Source organism: bacterium (assembly GCA_021371935.1).
Classification (GTDB): Bacteria; Armatimonadota; UBA5829; order UBA5829; family UBA5829; genus UBA5829.
In genome coordinates this window covers 60,184-77,525 of sequence record JAJFVF010000004.1, presented here as the reverse complement: position 1 = coordinate 77,525, position 17,342 = coordinate 60,184, and the positions used below count along the sequence as shown (strand labels likewise).

At 49.0% G+C, this 17,342-nt stretch carries 13 protein-coding genes; 5 read left to right on the top strand and 8 right to left on the bottom strand.

Annotated elements, in window-relative coordinates:
* Window position 1 precedes the first annotated feature (1 nt).
* The 4 genes from LLG46_03320 to LLG46_03305 all read left to right on the top strand — a co-directional run bounded on the left by LLG46_03320 (window position 2) and on the right by LLG46_03305 (window position 6,714).
* Window positions 2-2,581, top strand: coding sequence for an FG-GAP-like repeat-containing protein (locus tag LLG46_03320; protein MCE5322329.1), 2,580 nt, complete (start codon window positions 2-4; stop codon window positions 2,579-2,581).
* Window positions 2,548-4,068, top strand: a complete 1,521-nt coding sequence (locus tag LLG46_03315; GenBank protein MCE5322328.1) for a right-handed parallel beta-helix repeat-containing protein — start codon at window positions 2,548-2,550, stop codon at window positions 4,066-4,068. Before LLG46_03320 ends, LLG46_03315 begins: the two co-directional genes overlap by 34 nt.
* A 774-nt stretch (window positions 4,069-4,842) precedes the next feature.
* Entirely contained in the window at window positions 4,843-5,337 is a 495-nt protein-coding gene (locus LLG46_03310; protein MCE5322327.1) for a hypothetical protein, read from the top strand.
* A 300-nt stretch (window positions 5,338-5,637) separates the two neighbouring features.
* Window positions 5,638-6,714, top strand: coding sequence for a 6-aminohexanoate hydrolase (locus LLG46_03305; protein MCE5322326.1), 1,077 nt, complete (start codon window positions 5,638-5,640; stop codon window positions 6,712-6,714).
* Between the two features lie 183 nt (window positions 6,715-6,897).
* Here the strand turns inward: LLG46_03305 and LLG46_03300 are convergent, their stop codons facing one another.
* The 6 genes from LLG46_03300 to LLG46_03275 all read right to left on the bottom strand — a co-directional run bounded on the left by LLG46_03300 (window position 6,898) and on the right by LLG46_03275 (window position 12,911).
* Window positions 6,898-8,340: a phosphodiester glycosidase family protein gene (locus LLG46_03300; GenBank protein MCE5322325.1), complete on the bottom strand. Its 1,443-nt coding sequence runs from the start codon at window positions 8,338-8,340 to the stop codon at window positions 6,898-6,900.
* A 46-nt stretch (window positions 8,341-8,386) separates the two neighbouring features.
* Window positions 8,387-9,097: a DUF2993 domain-containing protein gene (locus LLG46_03295; protein MCE5322324.1), complete on the bottom strand. Its 711-nt coding sequence runs from the start codon at window positions 9,095-9,097 to the stop codon at window positions 8,387-8,389.
* Between the two features lie 546 nt (window positions 9,098-9,643).
* Complete coding sequence (gene gltA, locus LLG46_03290) at window positions 9,644-11,056, bottom strand: NADPH-dependent glutamate synthase (GenBank protein MCE5322323.1); 1,413 nt, start codon at window positions 11,054-11,056, stop codon at window positions 9,644-9,646.
* On the bottom strand, window positions 11,056-11,949 hold the full coding sequence (locus LLG46_03285; protein ID MCE5322322.1) for a sulfide/dihydroorotate dehydrogenase-like FAD/NAD-binding protein: 894 nt from the start codon (window positions 11,947-11,949) through the stop codon (window positions 11,056-11,058). Before LLG46_03285 ends, gltA begins: the two co-directional genes overlap by 1 nt.
* Window positions 11,950-12,164: 215 nt before the next feature.
* Entirely contained in the window at window positions 12,165-12,425 is a 261-nt protein-coding gene (locus LLG46_03280; GenBank protein ID MCE5322321.1) for a DUF2007 domain-containing protein, read from the bottom strand.
* A 69-nt stretch (window positions 12,426-12,494) separates the two neighbouring features.
* On the bottom strand, window positions 12,495-12,911 hold the full coding sequence (locus LLG46_03275) for a PaaI family thioesterase (GenBank protein MCE5322320.1): 417 nt from the start codon (window positions 12,909-12,911) through the stop codon (window positions 12,495-12,497).
* A 268-nt stretch (window positions 12,912-13,179) separates the two neighbouring features.
* On the opposite strand from LLG46_03275, the gene LLG46_03270 reads away from it, so the two are divergent.
* On the top strand, window positions 13,180-13,377 hold the full coding sequence (locus LLG46_03270) for a DUF2795 domain-containing protein (GenBank protein ID MCE5322319.1): 198 nt from the start codon (window positions 13,180-13,182) through the stop codon (window positions 13,375-13,377).
* Window positions 13,378-13,449: 72 nt separating this feature from the next.
* Here the strand turns inward: LLG46_03270 and LLG46_03265 are convergent, their stop codons facing one another.
* Both LLG46_03265 and LLG46_03260 read right to left on the bottom strand, forming a co-directional pair.
* Window positions 13,450-15,084, bottom strand: coding sequence for a phosphoenolpyruvate carboxykinase (ATP) (locus LLG46_03265; GenBank protein MCE5322318.1), 1,635 nt, complete (start codon window positions 15,082-15,084; stop codon window positions 13,450-13,452).
* Window positions 15,085-15,270: 186 nt separating this feature from the next.
* Window positions 15,271-17,340, bottom strand: coding sequence for an alpha-L-fucosidase (locus LLG46_03260; protein ID MCE5322317.1), 2,070 nt, complete (start codon window positions 17,338-17,340; stop codon window positions 15,271-15,273).
* Window positions 17,341-17,342: the final 2 nt, after the last annotated feature.

Here is a 17,342-nt window from a genome sequence, read left to right as displayed (position 1 = left end):
ATTGGGAAGTGGAAGAGTCAGCGCTTCGAATGCGCTGGGTAATTCACCCAAGCCGTATATACAAGTCGTAAATCTGGATGTTTTGGACAGTGGCGGCAATCCAAACGGATTGATCGATCCTGGAGAGACTATCACACTCGATATTACATTGCACGATTCGGTTCTGGACGCTACTGGAGTAACGGCCACACTTTCAAGTACGGATCCATATGTAACCGTGATGCAGGAAACCGGATACTACGGTGACATCCCGGTGGGTGGAGAGTCCGCATCCAGTTTTACTTTTAGCGTCTCAACATCAGCGCCTGTCGGGCACACTCTGAGTCTCTTGTTATCCATAACCGCAGACAGCGGCTACTCTGTAACTCGGCTGGTAAGCCTAAATGTGTGTTCACCAGCAAGATTCGGTTGGCCAAAGGGAATCGTACCGAAAGATATAACTCCTGTTGATATGGATGGTGACGGTCGTAAAGAAGTAGTTATTCTATATGATGATTCTAAGATTGCAATTTATGATGACCACGGAAATCTCTATAATAGCAATTGGCCTAAGGATTTTGCGCAAGGAACGTGCACCAAGTATTCAAACCTCACTTTTGGCGATGTGAATGGTGATGGCCTGATGGAAATCGTCCTATGCGCTGATTATAGTGGAACCGGTGCGATGTATGGAGACGACAAGATCATTGATGTTGTCGATCTTAATGGTAACGAGCTTCCTGGCTGGCCAATAACAATTTCAAACTGTCTTTTTATTTGTCAAGCAGCAGTTGCTGATATAGACCCAAGCATTCCTGGACTTGAAATCGTAACGCTTGTAAGACACTATATAACCGGCACCCAAGGCAACTATGCAAGTTTGGATGTCTTCACTCAAAACGGCCAGTATTTACCCGGATTTCCATTCTTATTTGATTCTCCATTAGGCCAGGGCAAAGAAACTCCCTCATTGCTAGAAGATAGAGGTTTGGCAATTGCTGACTTGGACAAAGATGGAAGTCTAGAAATAATAACTGGTAGTAACTCATATCTCTATTCCATAGACAACAGGGCAAATATAAAGCCAGGCTGGCCGGTTATGATTCACACGGAAGTTGTTAGCGATACTCGACCAACCAATATCGCAGTTGCTGATGTTGATGACGACGGCGAACTGGAAATAGTAATTACTGGCTATGAGGTCAATGATATCTGTGCTCAGGGCACAGACCGCATAATTCTCCTTAAATCGAACGGCAGATATTACAGCGACACGTGGCGAAATCTGTATTACGAGTGTGATGGAGGCGGCCTAGCACTCGGCGATCTTGATGGCGATGGCGATCTTGAGATCATCTTTGGAGCGGGCTATGAAGCGGATAATATCTATGTTCTCGATCACGACGGGTCTTGGTGTGGCGGAGGGCTTCGCCCAATCGGTGGTGTTCCAGCATGTGTTGGAGCCATTGCAGATCTTGATGGTGATGGCGACCTTGAAATATCCGCGTCTTGTCCAAGTAACGTATCAGCATGGCACCACACTGGACTCTATCTAGATGGGGCAGATCCAAAGGTTCAGTCCAGCATCAATAATAATTACTCATACATTTGCTTCTCATCAATGGCAGACCTAGATGCCAACGGAGCTACCGAGCTTCTAGGCGGCATATACGATAACAACGGTTATGCTTATGTGTGGGATCAGACCTCTGTATGGAAAACCGGAACTTTAGAATGGCCTATGCCATACTACAATCCTCAGCGTACAAGCTATTTTTCCGGCAGAGCGAACGCTCCTGCGGGCAACCTGCTTGTTGATCATATTGAAACGTCACGCCATACCGGCGCGCCTGGAGGACCATTCGACCCTTCATCCGTGCAATACACACTGAAAAATGTTGGCAGCACATCAAGTTTCACATGGACTGCGACTCCTTCAGAATCTTGGGCGAGCGTTTCTTCAGTTACCGGCAGCCTAGCACCTGGTGAAACCACAACATTGACCGTTTGGATCAACAGCAATGCCAACAACCTGACGGCAGATGACTACACTGCGTGGGTATCATTCAAAAACACAGCGTGTAGTGGCTCGGTGCGACGAAAATTAGCCCTATCGATAAAATATCCGGCTTTGTCTGTGGATAGTACAGATGACTTCAATACAGTAGGCGACGTAGGTGGTCCGTTCGATCCACAATCTCAGACCTATACTCTTGCCAACGTCGGGTACGGAACCTTATCGTGGTCTGCGTCCAATCTGGAAAACTGGGTTTCAATTGCGCCAGCATCTGGAACACTGGGACCGAAAGCAAGTGCTTTGGTGACTGTGTCAATTAACCTGAACGCTAATACTCTTTCAGGAGGTACACATTCAGACACAGTTACGTTTACCAACGTTACCAACGGATATGGAACCACAACTTGCTCTGTAGTGCTGGGAGTACGCATCAACAAGATTGTATATGTAAACTATGCCGCTACGGGCCCAATTCACGATGGTCTTTCGTGGGACACTGCATTTCTGACCATTTCTGAGGCTGTAGACTCAGCATTGGATGGCCAGGAGATTTGGGTCGCGAAGGAACCTATCCTGAATATATAAGAATCCAAGGCACCACTAAAAAGGTAGTGCTTAAGGGTGGTTATTCTGGAACATCTGACGAAAGAGATCCAAAGATATACACCACAGTCATATCCCAGGAAGGTCTTTCTACGAGTAGCGTTATTGTGAGCTTTGCTCCAATTTCAGTGGATGGCTTCACGTTAATTGGTGGATACAGTGGTATCGAATTTTGGGACGAGGCTCAAATAACTAATAACATAATCACCGAAGCCTCTCACTTTGGCATATATGGAAACGTGAATGGAACCCCGTCTGGAATGATATCCAGCAATATAATTTCGGATTCCGGCAGCACAGGAATATTTACCGGGGGCTTAGTAACTGTTCAGAATAATCTCGTCTGTAATAACTTTGGGCACGGACTTGGCTGTTTAGGCACGTCTGGATTATTGACTAACATTGTGCTGGCCAATAACACCACTGTAAACAACGGAGTAGCTGGGGTTTACAGCAGTTCAGCAAGTCTGAATGCCATCAACAATATCGTTGTTGGCAATAATAGGGGAATGCATATAAAATCAGATGTCACGATTCAAATGTCCCACAACAATGTATATGGCAACACCACAGACTATATTGTGACCACTCCCGACTCTACTGACATAAGCGTTGATCCATTGTTTACTGACAGCACACTTCGAGATTACCGCCTCATGCCTAATTCACCATGCATCGATAGCGGAAACAGCACAAATGCTCCGCCGCGTGACCTCGACGATAATCCGAGACCGCTGGATGGGAACGCTGATACTGTTTCGATAGCTGACATTGGTTGCTACGAGTACTGCAGGGGTTTTTCGTCCATTCACCAGGCAAAATCATTGCCGGACGGGTCTTTCGCATCAATCACATCTGCTGTTTCGACCGCGTGTTTACCCGATAGGTTCTATCTGGAGAATCAAGATCGTTGTCAGGGAATCGGAGTGTTAGGATCATGCCAGTCAACTGCTTTGGGCGTGACCGTCGAGGGCATTATGACAACAATGGACGGGGAGAGATTACTTTCGGCATACAACGTAATAAACGGTTCAGAATGCACTCCTCTTAAGCCCTGGTATATGAATGTGCGCTCGCTCGGTGGCATATCCACTGCCCTGCAAAACACTGTCTGCGTTTCGCGGCTGCTCTGGGACTCTCCGACCGATCAGTGGGTTACACAACCATTCGTCTACGGCGGTGCCAGCAACTCAGGACTCCTAGTCAAGGTTACTGGTTGGGTAACATTACCCAATGAATGCTCATTTTTCTTAAGTGATTCTATGCCTTTGCAAATAGATGGTGGAGAAATGACGGGAGTCTACATTGACTGGCCGTTCTCCACCGAAATGCCTGCCAGCGGCACCTACGTCGAGATTGTTGGTATCAGCAGTTGTAGCACAATCAGAACTCAAGACGGTACAGACGTAGTAGTTGCAATGATCAGGCCCGTGTCAAACGATTCAGTTACATCGATTGCATTACAGTAAAGTCGAACATCTTGTTCAATATTGTGTAATTGCAAGACATATGCCTGAGTAAAGAAGCGAGTTGGAAATCTCGAACACGATAAGAAAGACAGCGAGAAGTTCGAAGAAACCCAAAGTGGACACCGCGCTGGGCTCGGAAAGAGGATGAGAGAGTTTCGAGGAAAAGGAAAGCGGGGAGTCAATTCTTGGAGATTGATGCGGAATGGTCGCCACAACATTGATGACGATTATGTGTTCACAAACAGTTCGTGGAACTGACTCTTGCTCAAACTGACCAAAATGAAAGTTGCGAAAACCATCTATGGTTTCTGGTGTTGCACACATCGAACTTACATGTCAAGATCAATGTGATAGTTTTCCACAGGCAATCTTGAGACCGAAGTTGATCGTTGGCGTAACGACATCAATGTGAAGCGAGTTAACCAACAATTCATAGAGCGGTTCGTAATTTTAGCTCTTGCCCGACCAGATTTTGGGCGTGAAAATCGCTAAAAATAGGTGAATATCGACCAAAGTGCGCCCAAAACATCAGTATCCTCCCCAGAAGATTCCCCTTCTACTATCCTTATTTATGGTTTTGTGTTTGGATTTAGCAAAATGTTTGGTGAAATCTATAATGATTTGCTGACAACAAGGGGAATACAATGAAAAACAACATTGAAATAGTTCACTTCGACTCATTATCTGCACACGGGGAACAGGTAATACATAGTCTGCTTGGAGATAACACATTACCCGGGAGCTATACCTGGCCTGAACCGGATATAAGTATCGTTGATTGGCAGAGAAAACAGCAGATGGAAACTCTGCTGGCAAGACCCGATAAACATCGATCACCTGAGCATCTTGCTTTCTGGAGGTTCTTGTCAGGGCGACAGCCATGGGTATGGTCCAGGCGTAGCAGGGTTTGAAATCAACGATCAGAATACTTCCTACACAACTGAGATTTTAGGACCAGGTGAAATCCACAAGAGTAGTGAAAATATGGTTTGCATTAGGCTAACGAACAAAGGCAATAATCTTATATCAGGTACATGTCGCCTGCTGCTAAACTCCGGTTTCGAGCCGGTTGGAAACAGTAATAATAGCTGTCCGATATCAGTTCAACAACACTGTGAGCAGGAGATTGCCCTAAGTGTAAGGTTGTTGAAATCCTTCAACGAAGACATAATGAAGGTACTCTCATACAAGTCTGTGGCTGTGTGTGTTGAATTCCTGATAGAAGGACGGGTATTCTGGCTCAGTCACGAAATAAAACCTGTGGAATAACGACAAGGCCGGGTCACACCCCGGCCTGAAACACCCTTACTTTCATTTTGCAAAAACATAGAGCTGTTCGTGACTCTGACTCTTGTCCAATCACCTCCACCAAGAATTAGTTGTGAACTCTGCAATCAGTTCACTGTCAATGCCTCTCAGAACTTTGGCTCATGCTGCCACCAAACAGCTCGGCGATTGTATTCCAGGTTGACACTGAACATTTTCAGTTACTATAATACGTTACGAGTAGTTGGTAGGAATCATCATATTCAGCAAGAGTATCTACAATAATAAGAGGAATCTCAGGAATTGACAAAACGAAGCGACTTCATATATAGAAGTTCTCTGTTTCTAATTATGGTTACAGCAGTCGTGGTCGGAATAGGCAATGCTGTCAGAGCGGATGTAGAGAATAAAGATATACCGAAAGCTGTAAAAACGAACGACACCTTGAAGCTTATACCAAATACGACGCCGCGAGAGCCGAAGCTCGAATTCGATTGGCCTGCACTCTACATTGGTACTGCTTGGTATGAAGAAGGTCCTACAGGCTGTACGGTCTTTTACTTTCCAGATCAAGCGAGAACCGTCGCAGATGTTCGCGGTGGAAACCATGCATCGCTTTTAATGGATAACATGGAAAATGGGAGGAGTGATTACCTGGATGCTATCTGCTTTGCAGGAGGCTCGATCTTCGGCCTTGAAGCGATAGCCGGAGTGAATGCCGAATTGCTAGCAAAAGGTGGCTATGCCAACCGGGTCTATAAGACATCCGGCGCCATCATCTGGGATCTATGGCGAAACAATATGATCTACCCCGATAAAGAGCTTGGTCGAGCAGCTATGCGCGCAGTCCGTCCTGGAGCGTTTCCCATGGGTTGGCAAGGTGTCGGTTGTTCCCCTGGGTGCGGTGGAGGATTCGGTGCAGAGGCTACAGGAGAAGGTGGAGCATTCAGACAGATCGGTCCCACGAAAATCGCTGTCTTTACCGTTGTTAATGCCTGGGGAGCAATCGTTGACCGAACAGGAAGGGTTGTTCGCGGTAATCTGGATAAGAAAACCGGGAAACGACTCAGCTCTTTGGAATGTGTCGAGAAACAAATTTCCGATCAAACAAAAGCAGAGTCGAGGTCCAACAATACCACTCTAACGCTTGTAGTCACGAATCAGAAAGTATCGAACCTTTATCAATTTGCGCGGCAGGTGCATACATCGATGGCTAGAGCTATTCAGCCATTCCATACAATCCACGATGGCGACATCCTCTATGCAGCCACAACTGAGGAGATCGAGAATAAGAAGTTGGATGATGTCAGCCTAGGAATACTCGCATCCGAACTGGCGTGGGACGCAGTACTCGAGACGCTTTCAGATATTAAACAATAATGCGTGGATGAAGACTGAATTTGCTTCACGTCCTGAAATGTTTATGCTCAAACAAGCAGGATTTTGGAGTTGAAACGATTGTGAATGTAACATTTCCTCCACCGTTACCACGCAAGAAACAAGGTTAGTCCAAAACGTAGAGTGGTTCGTGACTCTTACTCTTGCCCGACCAACACCGATTTGTCAATCATGAGGAATTGTCAGGTCGGATTCACATATCCAGCCTTCGGTTTCGTCGAATCTCACATCCCACCAGTAATCGCCTTTTGTCATGATTCCTCCAAGACGATGATCGGCTATTATGCCCACACTGCCGACAGGCACAGTAGAGAATACAGGGTTGATTTGGCCGGGACCACGTCTGACGTCAGTGGAGTCTGTTACACTGACGAACTGACCGGCATGAAACCTGTATGACATGCGTTTGGGCATTACATTTGCCATGATAAGACCGTTGGCCACAGCACGTGGCGATCCATCTGAGGGTCTGTTTTTCACCACTCCGTTTACGAGCATAGTTGCAGACCCACCGCCGTCCAGATTGATGGCATTTTCGGCTCCAAGAGTGTCTTTGCAGAACGTTGCAAGCTCGACACCTGTCATACCTTTGCTTATGCCCGGCGCTCTGCCGTCGCAGACAACGAAGAATACATAAGTGTCGTTGAATGCAACTGCCGTGCGCGGATCATTTTTCACCATTATAGGTACCTTGGGATAGGTTTTGATGTTTCCTTTTTCAAGGATCACCTGGCTGCCTGATATTCCGGCTAATGTATTCTGCCATGTGTGCCCTATAGAGGTGGTTCCATCGGTTTCATAAGAATCGATTTTTGTTGTAATGCTGATTTGTTCACCATCAGATGCATTTTTAATGAGATCGTCGGCAGCCGAGCCTTTTGCGCACAGGACTATGCAATCAAATGGTATTATCATTGTACCCTGGTTTGTGCGGATATCTTTGACAAATCCTATGATGCCATTTGGCGGCGGGGAGATCATATTTGGTGTTGTAAGCTGCACCAGCGCTTCCGTTACGGTGTTGTCTGTTCCGGTTGTAAGTCCCATATATGGGTTGATGATACATAGCTCATTGTCTGCCGGTGCTCTATTGATTCCATTGACGGTCATCGACGCTGTTGTGTCCATGAATTTGACATTCATAGTTTGCGTTGCGTTGGGGGAGCCGGACAAGATCGTCTGTCGATCAGCAGTCCAGCCAAACGCAGCAAATATGTTTTTGTCGGTATTTACCTGAGACGAATACCAGCCGTTGTTTATACGAATCCCTCTGGACACACCACCCGGCAGGTAAAAGTCTCCATTTATGGCTGCGACAATCTCATAGCGGGGTCCCCAGTCTTTGCCGTCGAAAAAGAGAGCGCCGTTATAGTCTTTGTATTGGTCGGGTATGCTCTGGTTCGATGCCAATAGACCTTTTGCGAAGATGCAATCTATGATTGCGTTGGTGTTGCTTCTGAGCATCCGTGTCACAAACAGGTTATTTGGATCGGGCAGTTTATATTCCTGATACTCTATGCCGTCTCCGATTGTCGTCCATGCATACCCAGCCCGACAGATAATCAGGCAAGCTAACAGTATAAGAATGCTGCGAAGATGTTTGTTCATACTTTGACTCCAACAGAAGTAGCGTGTGAGTTAACTATATGCCGATCTATTTATTTAGTTGGACTGCCTGTACCAGGTCCAAATTACCTGCCACACATATCGACCCTTGTGCCATCCTGATCGAGTTCACAGTGGCGTTGAACCCAAGGTCTTTTGAGTCGAATACCGGATTGACTTTTGTTTCGATGTAATTACGCGCAAATTCTGGAACGGGCACACCTGCAGCCGATATTTTTTTAAGGTCGAGTATCAACAGATGGTGGTCTTTTACATGAATATCAGCTTCGGTCTTGACAGCTACACCCACCCCCGCGACAGTCGGCTTTGCCGAGACGTCTATGTAGCCAGTGCGCAGTGCAATTTTGAGTTCCGGCACGTCTGGATAATTCTTATGGAGGTATTTTGTCAATTCATCCTGGGCTATTGCTGCAGAAAAGCTGGTTTTGCTGGCATACATTATCTCCTGCGTTTTGGTGTTGAAAACGAGATCGTGGACAGTCACATTGAGTGATGCAAGCTTGACACCTTTTTCGAGGTTGACGTTTTTGCCGACTATGTCCAGCCTTTCCATTTTTCCTTTGAGCAGTTTCATAGGAGAGCCGGTGATATTTACTTCGTATGACTCAGCCGGCCCAAGTCGTTCTTGGAGAGCTTTTGCAATTTTGTTTTCAGCATGACGTTCTGCTTTCCCACATCCCAAGCATAACACTGCAATAAACAGCGCTATAATAATCGAAACATCCTTAGTACGCCGCAAATACCCATCCTCCAGTATTACAAGTTCATTTTCAGATATTATACTCGATTATGGATAGGTAATTGCAAAATGTCGATGTTGACTTTTGTTGAGATGCTCATAGAATGAGACCCGGTATGGCTTTATTCCCGAAACAAACCAGCCTATAGCAAAGAGTTGATCTTGTTACTTCGTGCAGCAGCAAATATCGCATTATCATTCAATTATCACCAACCCCGCTGTCGAAGCCGCCGAAGCAATTCCCAGCGACCATTCACAATCAATGAACAACATTTAACTAAAGTATACCGCCAATTTCATCACATTTTGGGCGAGTTGTTGACTTATAATTATGGGAGGATGTTTTCTGATGGCCAATTCTTTCATGCTTAGCAATTTTGCTTTCTAGTGAGGGGAAGGAATTTTCGATGTAAAAAATCAACCAAAACGAACTCCCTACGCTCAAAAATTCGGGTTTCAGGCTCAGTTCGTTTTGCACAAATGCCAAAAAAAAGCGAAAAGGCCGGAACATTCTGCCCCGGCCAGACTAACAATCAATCGCAAATACTAGAGGCTATATTTCTTGCGTATATATTGGTCGATTCCCGCAGCGGCGACCTTGCCTGCGCCCATAGCCGATATGACTGTCGCTTCTCCTGTCACGGCGTCGCCGCCTGCGAACACTCCGGGGATACTGGTCATGCCGGTCTCAGCATCAATGATGATCCCACCCCATCTTTCACAAGAAAGGCCGTCGGTGGTCGTTCTGATGAGCGGGTTCGGGTTTTGTCCGAGAGCGACTATGACCGTGTCGCACTCGATCTCAAATTCGCTACCTTCGACAGGCACAGGTCTGCGCCTGCCCGAGTCATCCGGCTCACCGAGTTCCATCCGCAGACATTCCATTGCGCACACCGCACCGTTTTCGTCGCCGATGAAGCGTTTGGGGTTGGTGAGGAGCTTAAAGATCACGCCCTCTTCCTCGGCGTTTTCTATCTCTTCCGCTCTTGCGGGCATCTCTTCACGACCTCTGCGGTAGACGATGGTCACCTGGTCCGCGCCGACTCTCAGAGCCGTTCGAGTGCAGTCCATAGCCGTGTTTCCCGCACCGATGATACAGGCTTTTTTAGGGAGCTTGATCGGGGTTGCATAATCTTCACGGTTGGCGCGCATCAGGTTGATCCGGGTCAGCCACTCGTTGCCCGAATAGACACCCGAGAGGTTTTCGCCCGGGATACCCATCAGCTTGGGAGCTCCCGCTCCGGTGCCGACAAATACTGCGTCGAATCCTTCTTTGAGCAGGTCTTCGAGTTTGAATGTCCGTCCGACGATGATATTGGTCAGGATCGTGACCCCCAGCGACTTCACATACTCGACCTCGCGGTCAAGTATTGTGCGCGGGAGCCTGAACTCCGGGATGCCGTAGCGTAATACGCCGCCTGTCTTGTGCAGGGCTTCGAAGATGGTGACCTTGTAGCCTATTTTGGCGAGGTCACCCGCGACGGTAAGCCCTGCTGGTCCGCATCCGATCACGGCGACTTTATGCTCAGCAAGTGTGGCGGGAGGGCGAGGCTCCTGCCGAGCCGAGGAGCCGTTTGAGTGCGCAGCCTGATAGTCTGCTGAAAAGCGTTCCAGGCGACCCACGGCCACCGGCTCGCCCTTCTTGCCGAGCACGCAGAACTTTTCGCACTGGTTCTCCTGAGGGCACACACGCCCGCATATGGCAGGCAGCGAGTTGGTCTTTTTGATCTCATTTGCCGCCGCTATGTAGTCCTTTGCCTTGATAAGCCCTATAAAGGCCGGGATATCAATATTGACAGGACAGCCGGACACACATGGCTTGGTCTTGCAGCTGAGACAGCGCTCGGCTTCATCGAGAGCGGTCTGTTCGTCATAGCCCAGGGCCACTTCATCGAAATTGGTTATGCGTTTGGCCGCGTCCTGATGCGGCATCGGATTTCTGGGTCCACCCTTGGCCATTATTTGCCACCTCCAGCCGATATATATGCCTGCTTGTCTTTCTGTTCGCTATCAAAGTAGAATGCCTTGCGTGCCTTAAGTTCGTCCCAGTCCACCTGATGAGCATCGAAGTCAGGCCCATCAACGCATGTGAACATAGTCTTGCCGCCCACAGTCACCCGACAGCCTCCGCACATTCCCGTGCCGTCGATCATGATCGGGTCCAGCGAGACTATTGTTTTCACGCCGTATGGCTCCGTGGTTTTGGCGACGAACCTCATCATCGGCAGTGGACCTATCGCCACTACCAGATTGACCATCTGCTTATCGAGTATGTCCTTAAGGGCATTGGTTACCAGACCCTTGCGTCCATATGAACCGTCGTCCGTGGTGATGAACTGCTCGTCGGCGATGGCAGCCATCTCTTTTTCGAGTATGATGAGCGATTTTTCTCTCGCGCCTATGATCGTAATCAGATGATTGCCTGCTTTTTTCAGTGCAGCCGCGACCGGCCTGGCGATGGCTGTTCCGACACCTCCGCCAATCACCACAGCAGTGCCGTAGTTTTCGATTGGGGTGGGGTGACCGAGCGGACCGGATATGCTGGGTATGTCCTCGCCGACATTAAAGCTGCCCAGTTCCATGGTTCCCCGCCCGACTTCCTGGAATATGATCGTGATCGTGCCCTTATCTGGGTCCATGTCCGAGATAGTGAGCGGTATCCTTTCGCTCCTTTCGCCGGACCATATCATTACGAACTGTCCTGCTTTTGCCGACCGCGCAATAAGGGGTGCGCTAATTTCGAGAAGCGTCAGCACCGGCGAGAGCTTCTCTTTGCGGACTATGGTGTTTTTTAAGCTGTCGGGAGTCAGGTCCGCAAGTCTGCAGACGCTACCGTCCGAGTGGTCTGTCATCGATACCTCCATTAGAGTCAAAAAGCTAGAAAGCTAGAAAGTCAAAAAGTTAGCAAGTCAGAATGCTGATTGCAAAACCGATAAACGTTTCAAATTTTGTCATTCCGAACGAATGTGAGGAATCTGCTTTGAACCGAACGTTGCAAAAAGCAGATTTCTCGCTGCGCTCGAAATGACAGTGTTGAGGACTTTTGCAATTACCTCACGCCAATATTTCAACCCTTTTCGTTTGAAGAGAGCTGTGCATCTATAATTTCACGGCTTCGCTCGGCATATTGCTCGGGTACAACCACATCCCCCCAATATCCTACGCTCGTCTTGAATACGCCGTCATACATAGGCACCATTTGCGATTCCAGCACCACGGGTATATTTTCGCCTTCGAGTATTCCCTTAACGATATTGGCCGTCATTTCATCCGGTGCTCTGAATACGACTACAAGATTTTCGCCCTGACCATGCTCTTCAGCATTCATAATCGTGCTCCCGTTGGTTTTGTCAATCAGATGGTAGAGTCAACGAAATACGCACAGCCTAACTGTTTGTTATCTATTTCCTGACTTTACTCTCATCATCCTGCCTGTCGCTTCAGCTATAACTTGACCATCCTCATCAGTCGCGCATGCTGAGCAGTCTATTATCCGGTGGTTTTCAGAGACTATCTGTCCCGCAAAGCGCAGTCGTGCACCTGTGGGTGCAGGCCGTTTCATACGGACTGTCATCTCAGCCGTCACAGCGTCATAACCAAGCTCACATACGGCGCGCGCCATCACTTCGTCCAGTACAGTGCAGACAATACCGCCATGTGTGATTCCGAGCCAGCCTTGATGTTCCTTGGCCGGTGTGAAGTAGGTGACGTATTCTCCATCCTCCTGCTCGAACTCCAGATGAAGACCGATGGGGTTGGACTTGCCGCAGGCAAAACATCCGTCGTCATTATTTAACTGCGAAATCTCACTCATTATACCGTGATTATTATAGCACAGTAAAAAGAATAGGCAACTGGGCTGCCTTGGCGCGTGCAATCCTGATCGAGATGTGTCATTCCCGCGAAAGCGGGAATCCAGTTACAATTGTTGTATGAAAGTGCAGCCTCTCTGGATTCCCGATCAGGTCGGGAATGACATGTAAGTTTCCACTCAGCTAATATTGAGTCTGCCTCGCATATTTTTGCACCCAGGTTGGTACAACTCTGTGCGTGAACCATCTCCGGCTTATGAGGTGCGTACTATGAGAAGCAGAATGGTCAAAAGCACAGCAAACCTGATGGACTTTCTAAAGGATGTCGATTACCCTGCAAGCAAAGACGAGATAATAACTCTCGCGGAGGATCACATGGTATCAAAGGATATCATGAGCAGGCTGGAACAGCTCCCGGACAGGGAGTATATCAACCTTGCCGATGTCACCAGCGAGGTGCCCGTCTAGCCCGGATTATGTGCTTACCGCATAATCCGGGTCTCTGAGAGCATTATTCACGAGAAACGTGAATAATGCGGGCTAGAATTCTGTGGCACCCTTGATAGCGGGATCCAGGCCGGGAAGCTGCGCCGCATATTCCGCCCTGTCGAGCCTGATTGCGGCTATCGAAGCGTCAATACGGTCCTGAGAATAGTGCTCAGCAAGATCGAATTTGGAAATATCCAGTCCGTCAACATATTCGGGTGTCTGGACCATCCAGTTTGCATCTTCGCGCCATTTGATCGTGCCCCTGGCGATGCCGCGGATTATCAAGGCCATCTCCGGTATCTGCACTCGCGTCACTCTCTGCAGCACACGCCTGGTCCCATCCAGACCATGCTCGACTATCTCTCCTACGCCGCCTGTGTTGAGCATATAGCACTCGATCTGGTCGCTATTGGCCTTGAGCATTTCATAGAACCTGTTGCAGTCCTCCGATGCTTCGCCGATCACGAGCGGGCTGGCGCTGATGCCGCGAGTAGGTGCGCCTTGTCCCTGCTGATCGCTGCCGGATGCGTCAATTGACTCACTGAGCATAAACGCAACCGCTGCCTGTTCGCATGTCAGCTTGCTTGCAACAGGGATAACGGAGTTGCTGCGAGTCATGAAAACCATGACCAGGCCATCGAGTTCATCTATGGGGGGCATGTTGATCGAGTCGCTGCAGTAGGGCATAAGTGCGCCGCGCTGCACCAGGCCATGGCCGTTGGCCGTTAGGGTCCGGTCGTCGAAATAGACATTGCCCAAATAGTCGACCATGACGTTTTCAAGGATCGCATCTTCTTGCACGGCCGCATCATAGAGCAGGGGTTGAGTGTCGGGACTGAGGTTCTCGGTCTTGATATAGAAAGCCTTTTCGCTGCCGAGAGCTGATCCGTCGCGCTTCCAGAACACGACATCATCCTGCAAAATTTCGATGCCTTCGCCGGGCGCAGTGAGATCATGATTGTGGCATGAATGAGTGGTCTTACCTGTTGCGGCGATTCCGAACATCATCATTCCGAGCCTGCGGATATTGCCTTCTATACTCTGCGCTCTCAATATCTTGGTTCCCGCATGCAATCCGAGCATGTCACGTTCTTTTGCGCGCCACATAGCCATTCTCAGGAATGCGTTCTTGGCCTCGCCGAAATAGTCGGTGCCCAGCACATATGTGACCCCAATCTCAGGGAAGACCAGCACCTGGCGGTCTTTTTCTTGCCACTCTGGGATAAAAACGACTGTCAGATCGGCTTCGCGGTCTTCAATCGGAGGGAAGAGGTTTTCCATCACCATATGCGCCACGCGAATACCGTCCCTGCGATATTTGGAGACGTAAAACGCACACTGCGGAGTGAAGTCGCTGTCCTTGCCCAATGTGCCTGAGGTATGCACCATAGGAGCCTTTTTCAGATATTCATGGACTGACTTTATAGTCTGCAGCGCGCCTTTATTGATATCGCGCTTCTTTTGGGTGTAGACTCCGGTCTCGACTTTCTCGCTGCCCAGGTACACTGTGAGAGCTGTGCTGAGTGTTTTGACGGATGATACATAGTTGCAGCTTCCGAAAACTGTGCGCCTGCAGAACTTCTCCGCGCGCATTTTTATCTCCTCGGGCATCAGGCGCTCGACATTCGGCTGCGCACCCAGCCCGCTTGCTATCTGTTTTATATCATCCAGAATTGCTTTATCCAATGGTGAACCTCCACACTGCTACATGACTTTACCACGTAAAACTGCCGATGACAAGCCAATCAGGCAGATACGTTGATGGGTAAGGACCTCCGAATCCTTACCCAAAAGCCAGTGCCGGATCTCCGAATCCGGCAATATAGCGGAACCCTTGGGATTTGAAATCCCGAGATGAACAAGGTTAAGCCATCAGACGCTAATAATTTCCAGCACAGTATCCAGCGGCTCGACGCACTCCTGCGGTATAGTGATGCGCAGCCCATCTTCCACATATTTCCATTCTATCGGCCTGCCGTCTATGTTCTGCACAGATTTCACTCCATTCTTGAGCCCCTGTACAGTAATTGTGTTTAGTGAGCTGTCGAGAATGTGTGCATAGATGCTGCTGTTTTTGCTCACGGCATAACCCCATGCCTGCTGCGGCAGATCTGCGGGACGGGTGGAGTAGATAGCCCTGCCGTTTCGCTCCATGAACTTTCCGATATCCTTGAACCTTTGGATCTGCTCAGGTGGAAACTCACCGGATGGGGTGGGGCCTACGTTGAGCAGCAGATTAGCCCCCTTGCCCACGACTGTTACAAGCTGCCGGATCAGCTCATCCGATGATCGATAGTTCGTGTCGGATGGAGTGTATCCCCAGTTATCGTTCATAGTGTCGCAGACTTCGAGCGGCCAGAAGTCGCGGCTCGGCTCGGGCATCGGCGACATCACCAGACGCCCCACGGAGTCATAATTGCAGATGTTGGTCATATCACGTTCTACTGCTATGAAGTCACATGACATGACAACCGCATGAGGCTGCTTGCTGCGAATGGTTTCAAGGGCTTTCTGACCGCGGTAGCGCCCGAGCAGGGAGCCCATGTCGAACCAGAACCCGCCCACTTTGCCATAATGCGAGCAGAGTTCATCGACCTGGCCCTCTATGTAGCGTGTATACTCGGGCAGATGAGGGTCGAAGTCTGGGAAATGCCAGTCTATCATAGAATAATAGAACATCAGCTCCATATCATCCGCTGCGCACGCTTTGCTCAGTTCATCGACAATGTCACGATGCGGGCCGGTCTTGGCTGTCGTGTGATCAGTCAGGTGGCTGTCGAAGAGGCAGTAGCCATCGTGGTGTTTCGTGCCGAAAGTTATGTAGTTAGCTCCCGATTGGCGTGCAAACTTCACCCACTGCGCCGCATCGAACTTTTCAGCTTTGAACACATCTGTCTGGCGGTCATACTCCTCGAACGGGATATTTTCTCTGAATACCGCCCACTCGCCGTGCCCCAGGATAGAATAGAGCCCCCAATGTATGAATATACCGAGCTTCATATCCTTGAAGTGCTCCTGATCGGCGGTGAGCGGCGGCCAGTCTGTTGGAAACGGTCCTTCGATAACTGTCCCCTTCCAGACGACCTCCGGCGCGGCATAATGCAAATCCGGCTTGGTGTAGCACCAGTGGAAGAAATCGGTGAGAGTTCCGTCGAATATCGCGCGCTTGGAGTTTGCCCAGGTCTTCTGGTCGCCTGTGGCGTAGTAGAGATACACTTTGTCCTCGAACTCGACCAGGTCAGGATCGGATGCGTTTATGCCCTCATCACCTTCGGCAGTGAGGATCGGGTTGCGCGGAGCCGGTCCCCAGTTGATAAGGTCCTTCGAGCGCACCATATAGGTGTCGAACCGCCATTCCGGAGTCATATGCTCCAGGTAGAGCATATAAAAATACCCCTCCATATATCGCAGGCACGGGCAGGCCGTGTAGTGGTCTTTATATGAAGATGCATTGGGTATTTTCGTCCAGTTGAGCAGGTCCTTCGACTCGGCGAAGAGGATGGTGAATGCCACATACTGTGGGTCGTTGGACTCATAGGCCATTACAAACCGTCCGTCCGCCCAGCAGACGGATGTGTTGAACAGGTGCTCAGTGGGTTCCTGCTCTATTATGAGCTTGTTCTCCCAATGCTTGAGATCACCTGAATAAAAGACCGTGACGTCATTCCAGTCGTTATTCTCATGGCGCGAGGCGAAGACATAGAACTTGTTGTCATGGATTATCGCGCATCCCAGGCCATAACCCTGAGCGAACTTGGTCAGGATATCGCCTGTCTCGACATCTTTGATTTGCAGATAATGCTCTTCACTCGGGCCTTCGGCAGGCCGGACACACTCCAGAAGCAGCAGCCGTCCGTTGTGTACCAACGGCGTTACTTCCATCATATTTAGCTGCATATCTGGCTGCTTGACCAGAGTCATTTTTGCTAACTGTTTATTCAATT

Coding starts and splice junctions, on each gene's coding strand:
- LLG46_03300 (MCE5322325.1), bottom strand. CDS start 8,340: ATGAACAAACATCTTCGCAGCATTCTTATACTGTTAGCTTGCCTGATT.
- gltA (MCE5322323.1), bottom strand. CDS start 11,056: ATGGCCAAGGGTGGACCCAGAAATCCGATGCCGCATCAGGACGCGGCC.
- LLG46_03285 (MCE5322322.1), bottom strand. CDS start 11,949: ATGACAGACCACTCGGACGGTAGCGTCTGCAGACTTGCGGACCTGACT.
- LLG46_03280 (MCE5322321.1), bottom strand. CDS start 12,425: ATGAATGCTGAAGAGCATGGTCAGGGCGAAAATCTTGTAGTCGTATTC.
- LLG46_03275 (MCE5322320.1), bottom strand. CDS start 12,911: ATGAGTGAGATTTCGCAGTTAAATAATGACGACGGATGTTTTGCCTGC.
- LLG46_03270 (MCE5322319.1), top strand. CDS start 13,180: ATGAGAAGCAGAATGGTCAAAAGCACAGCAAACCTGATGGACTTTCTA.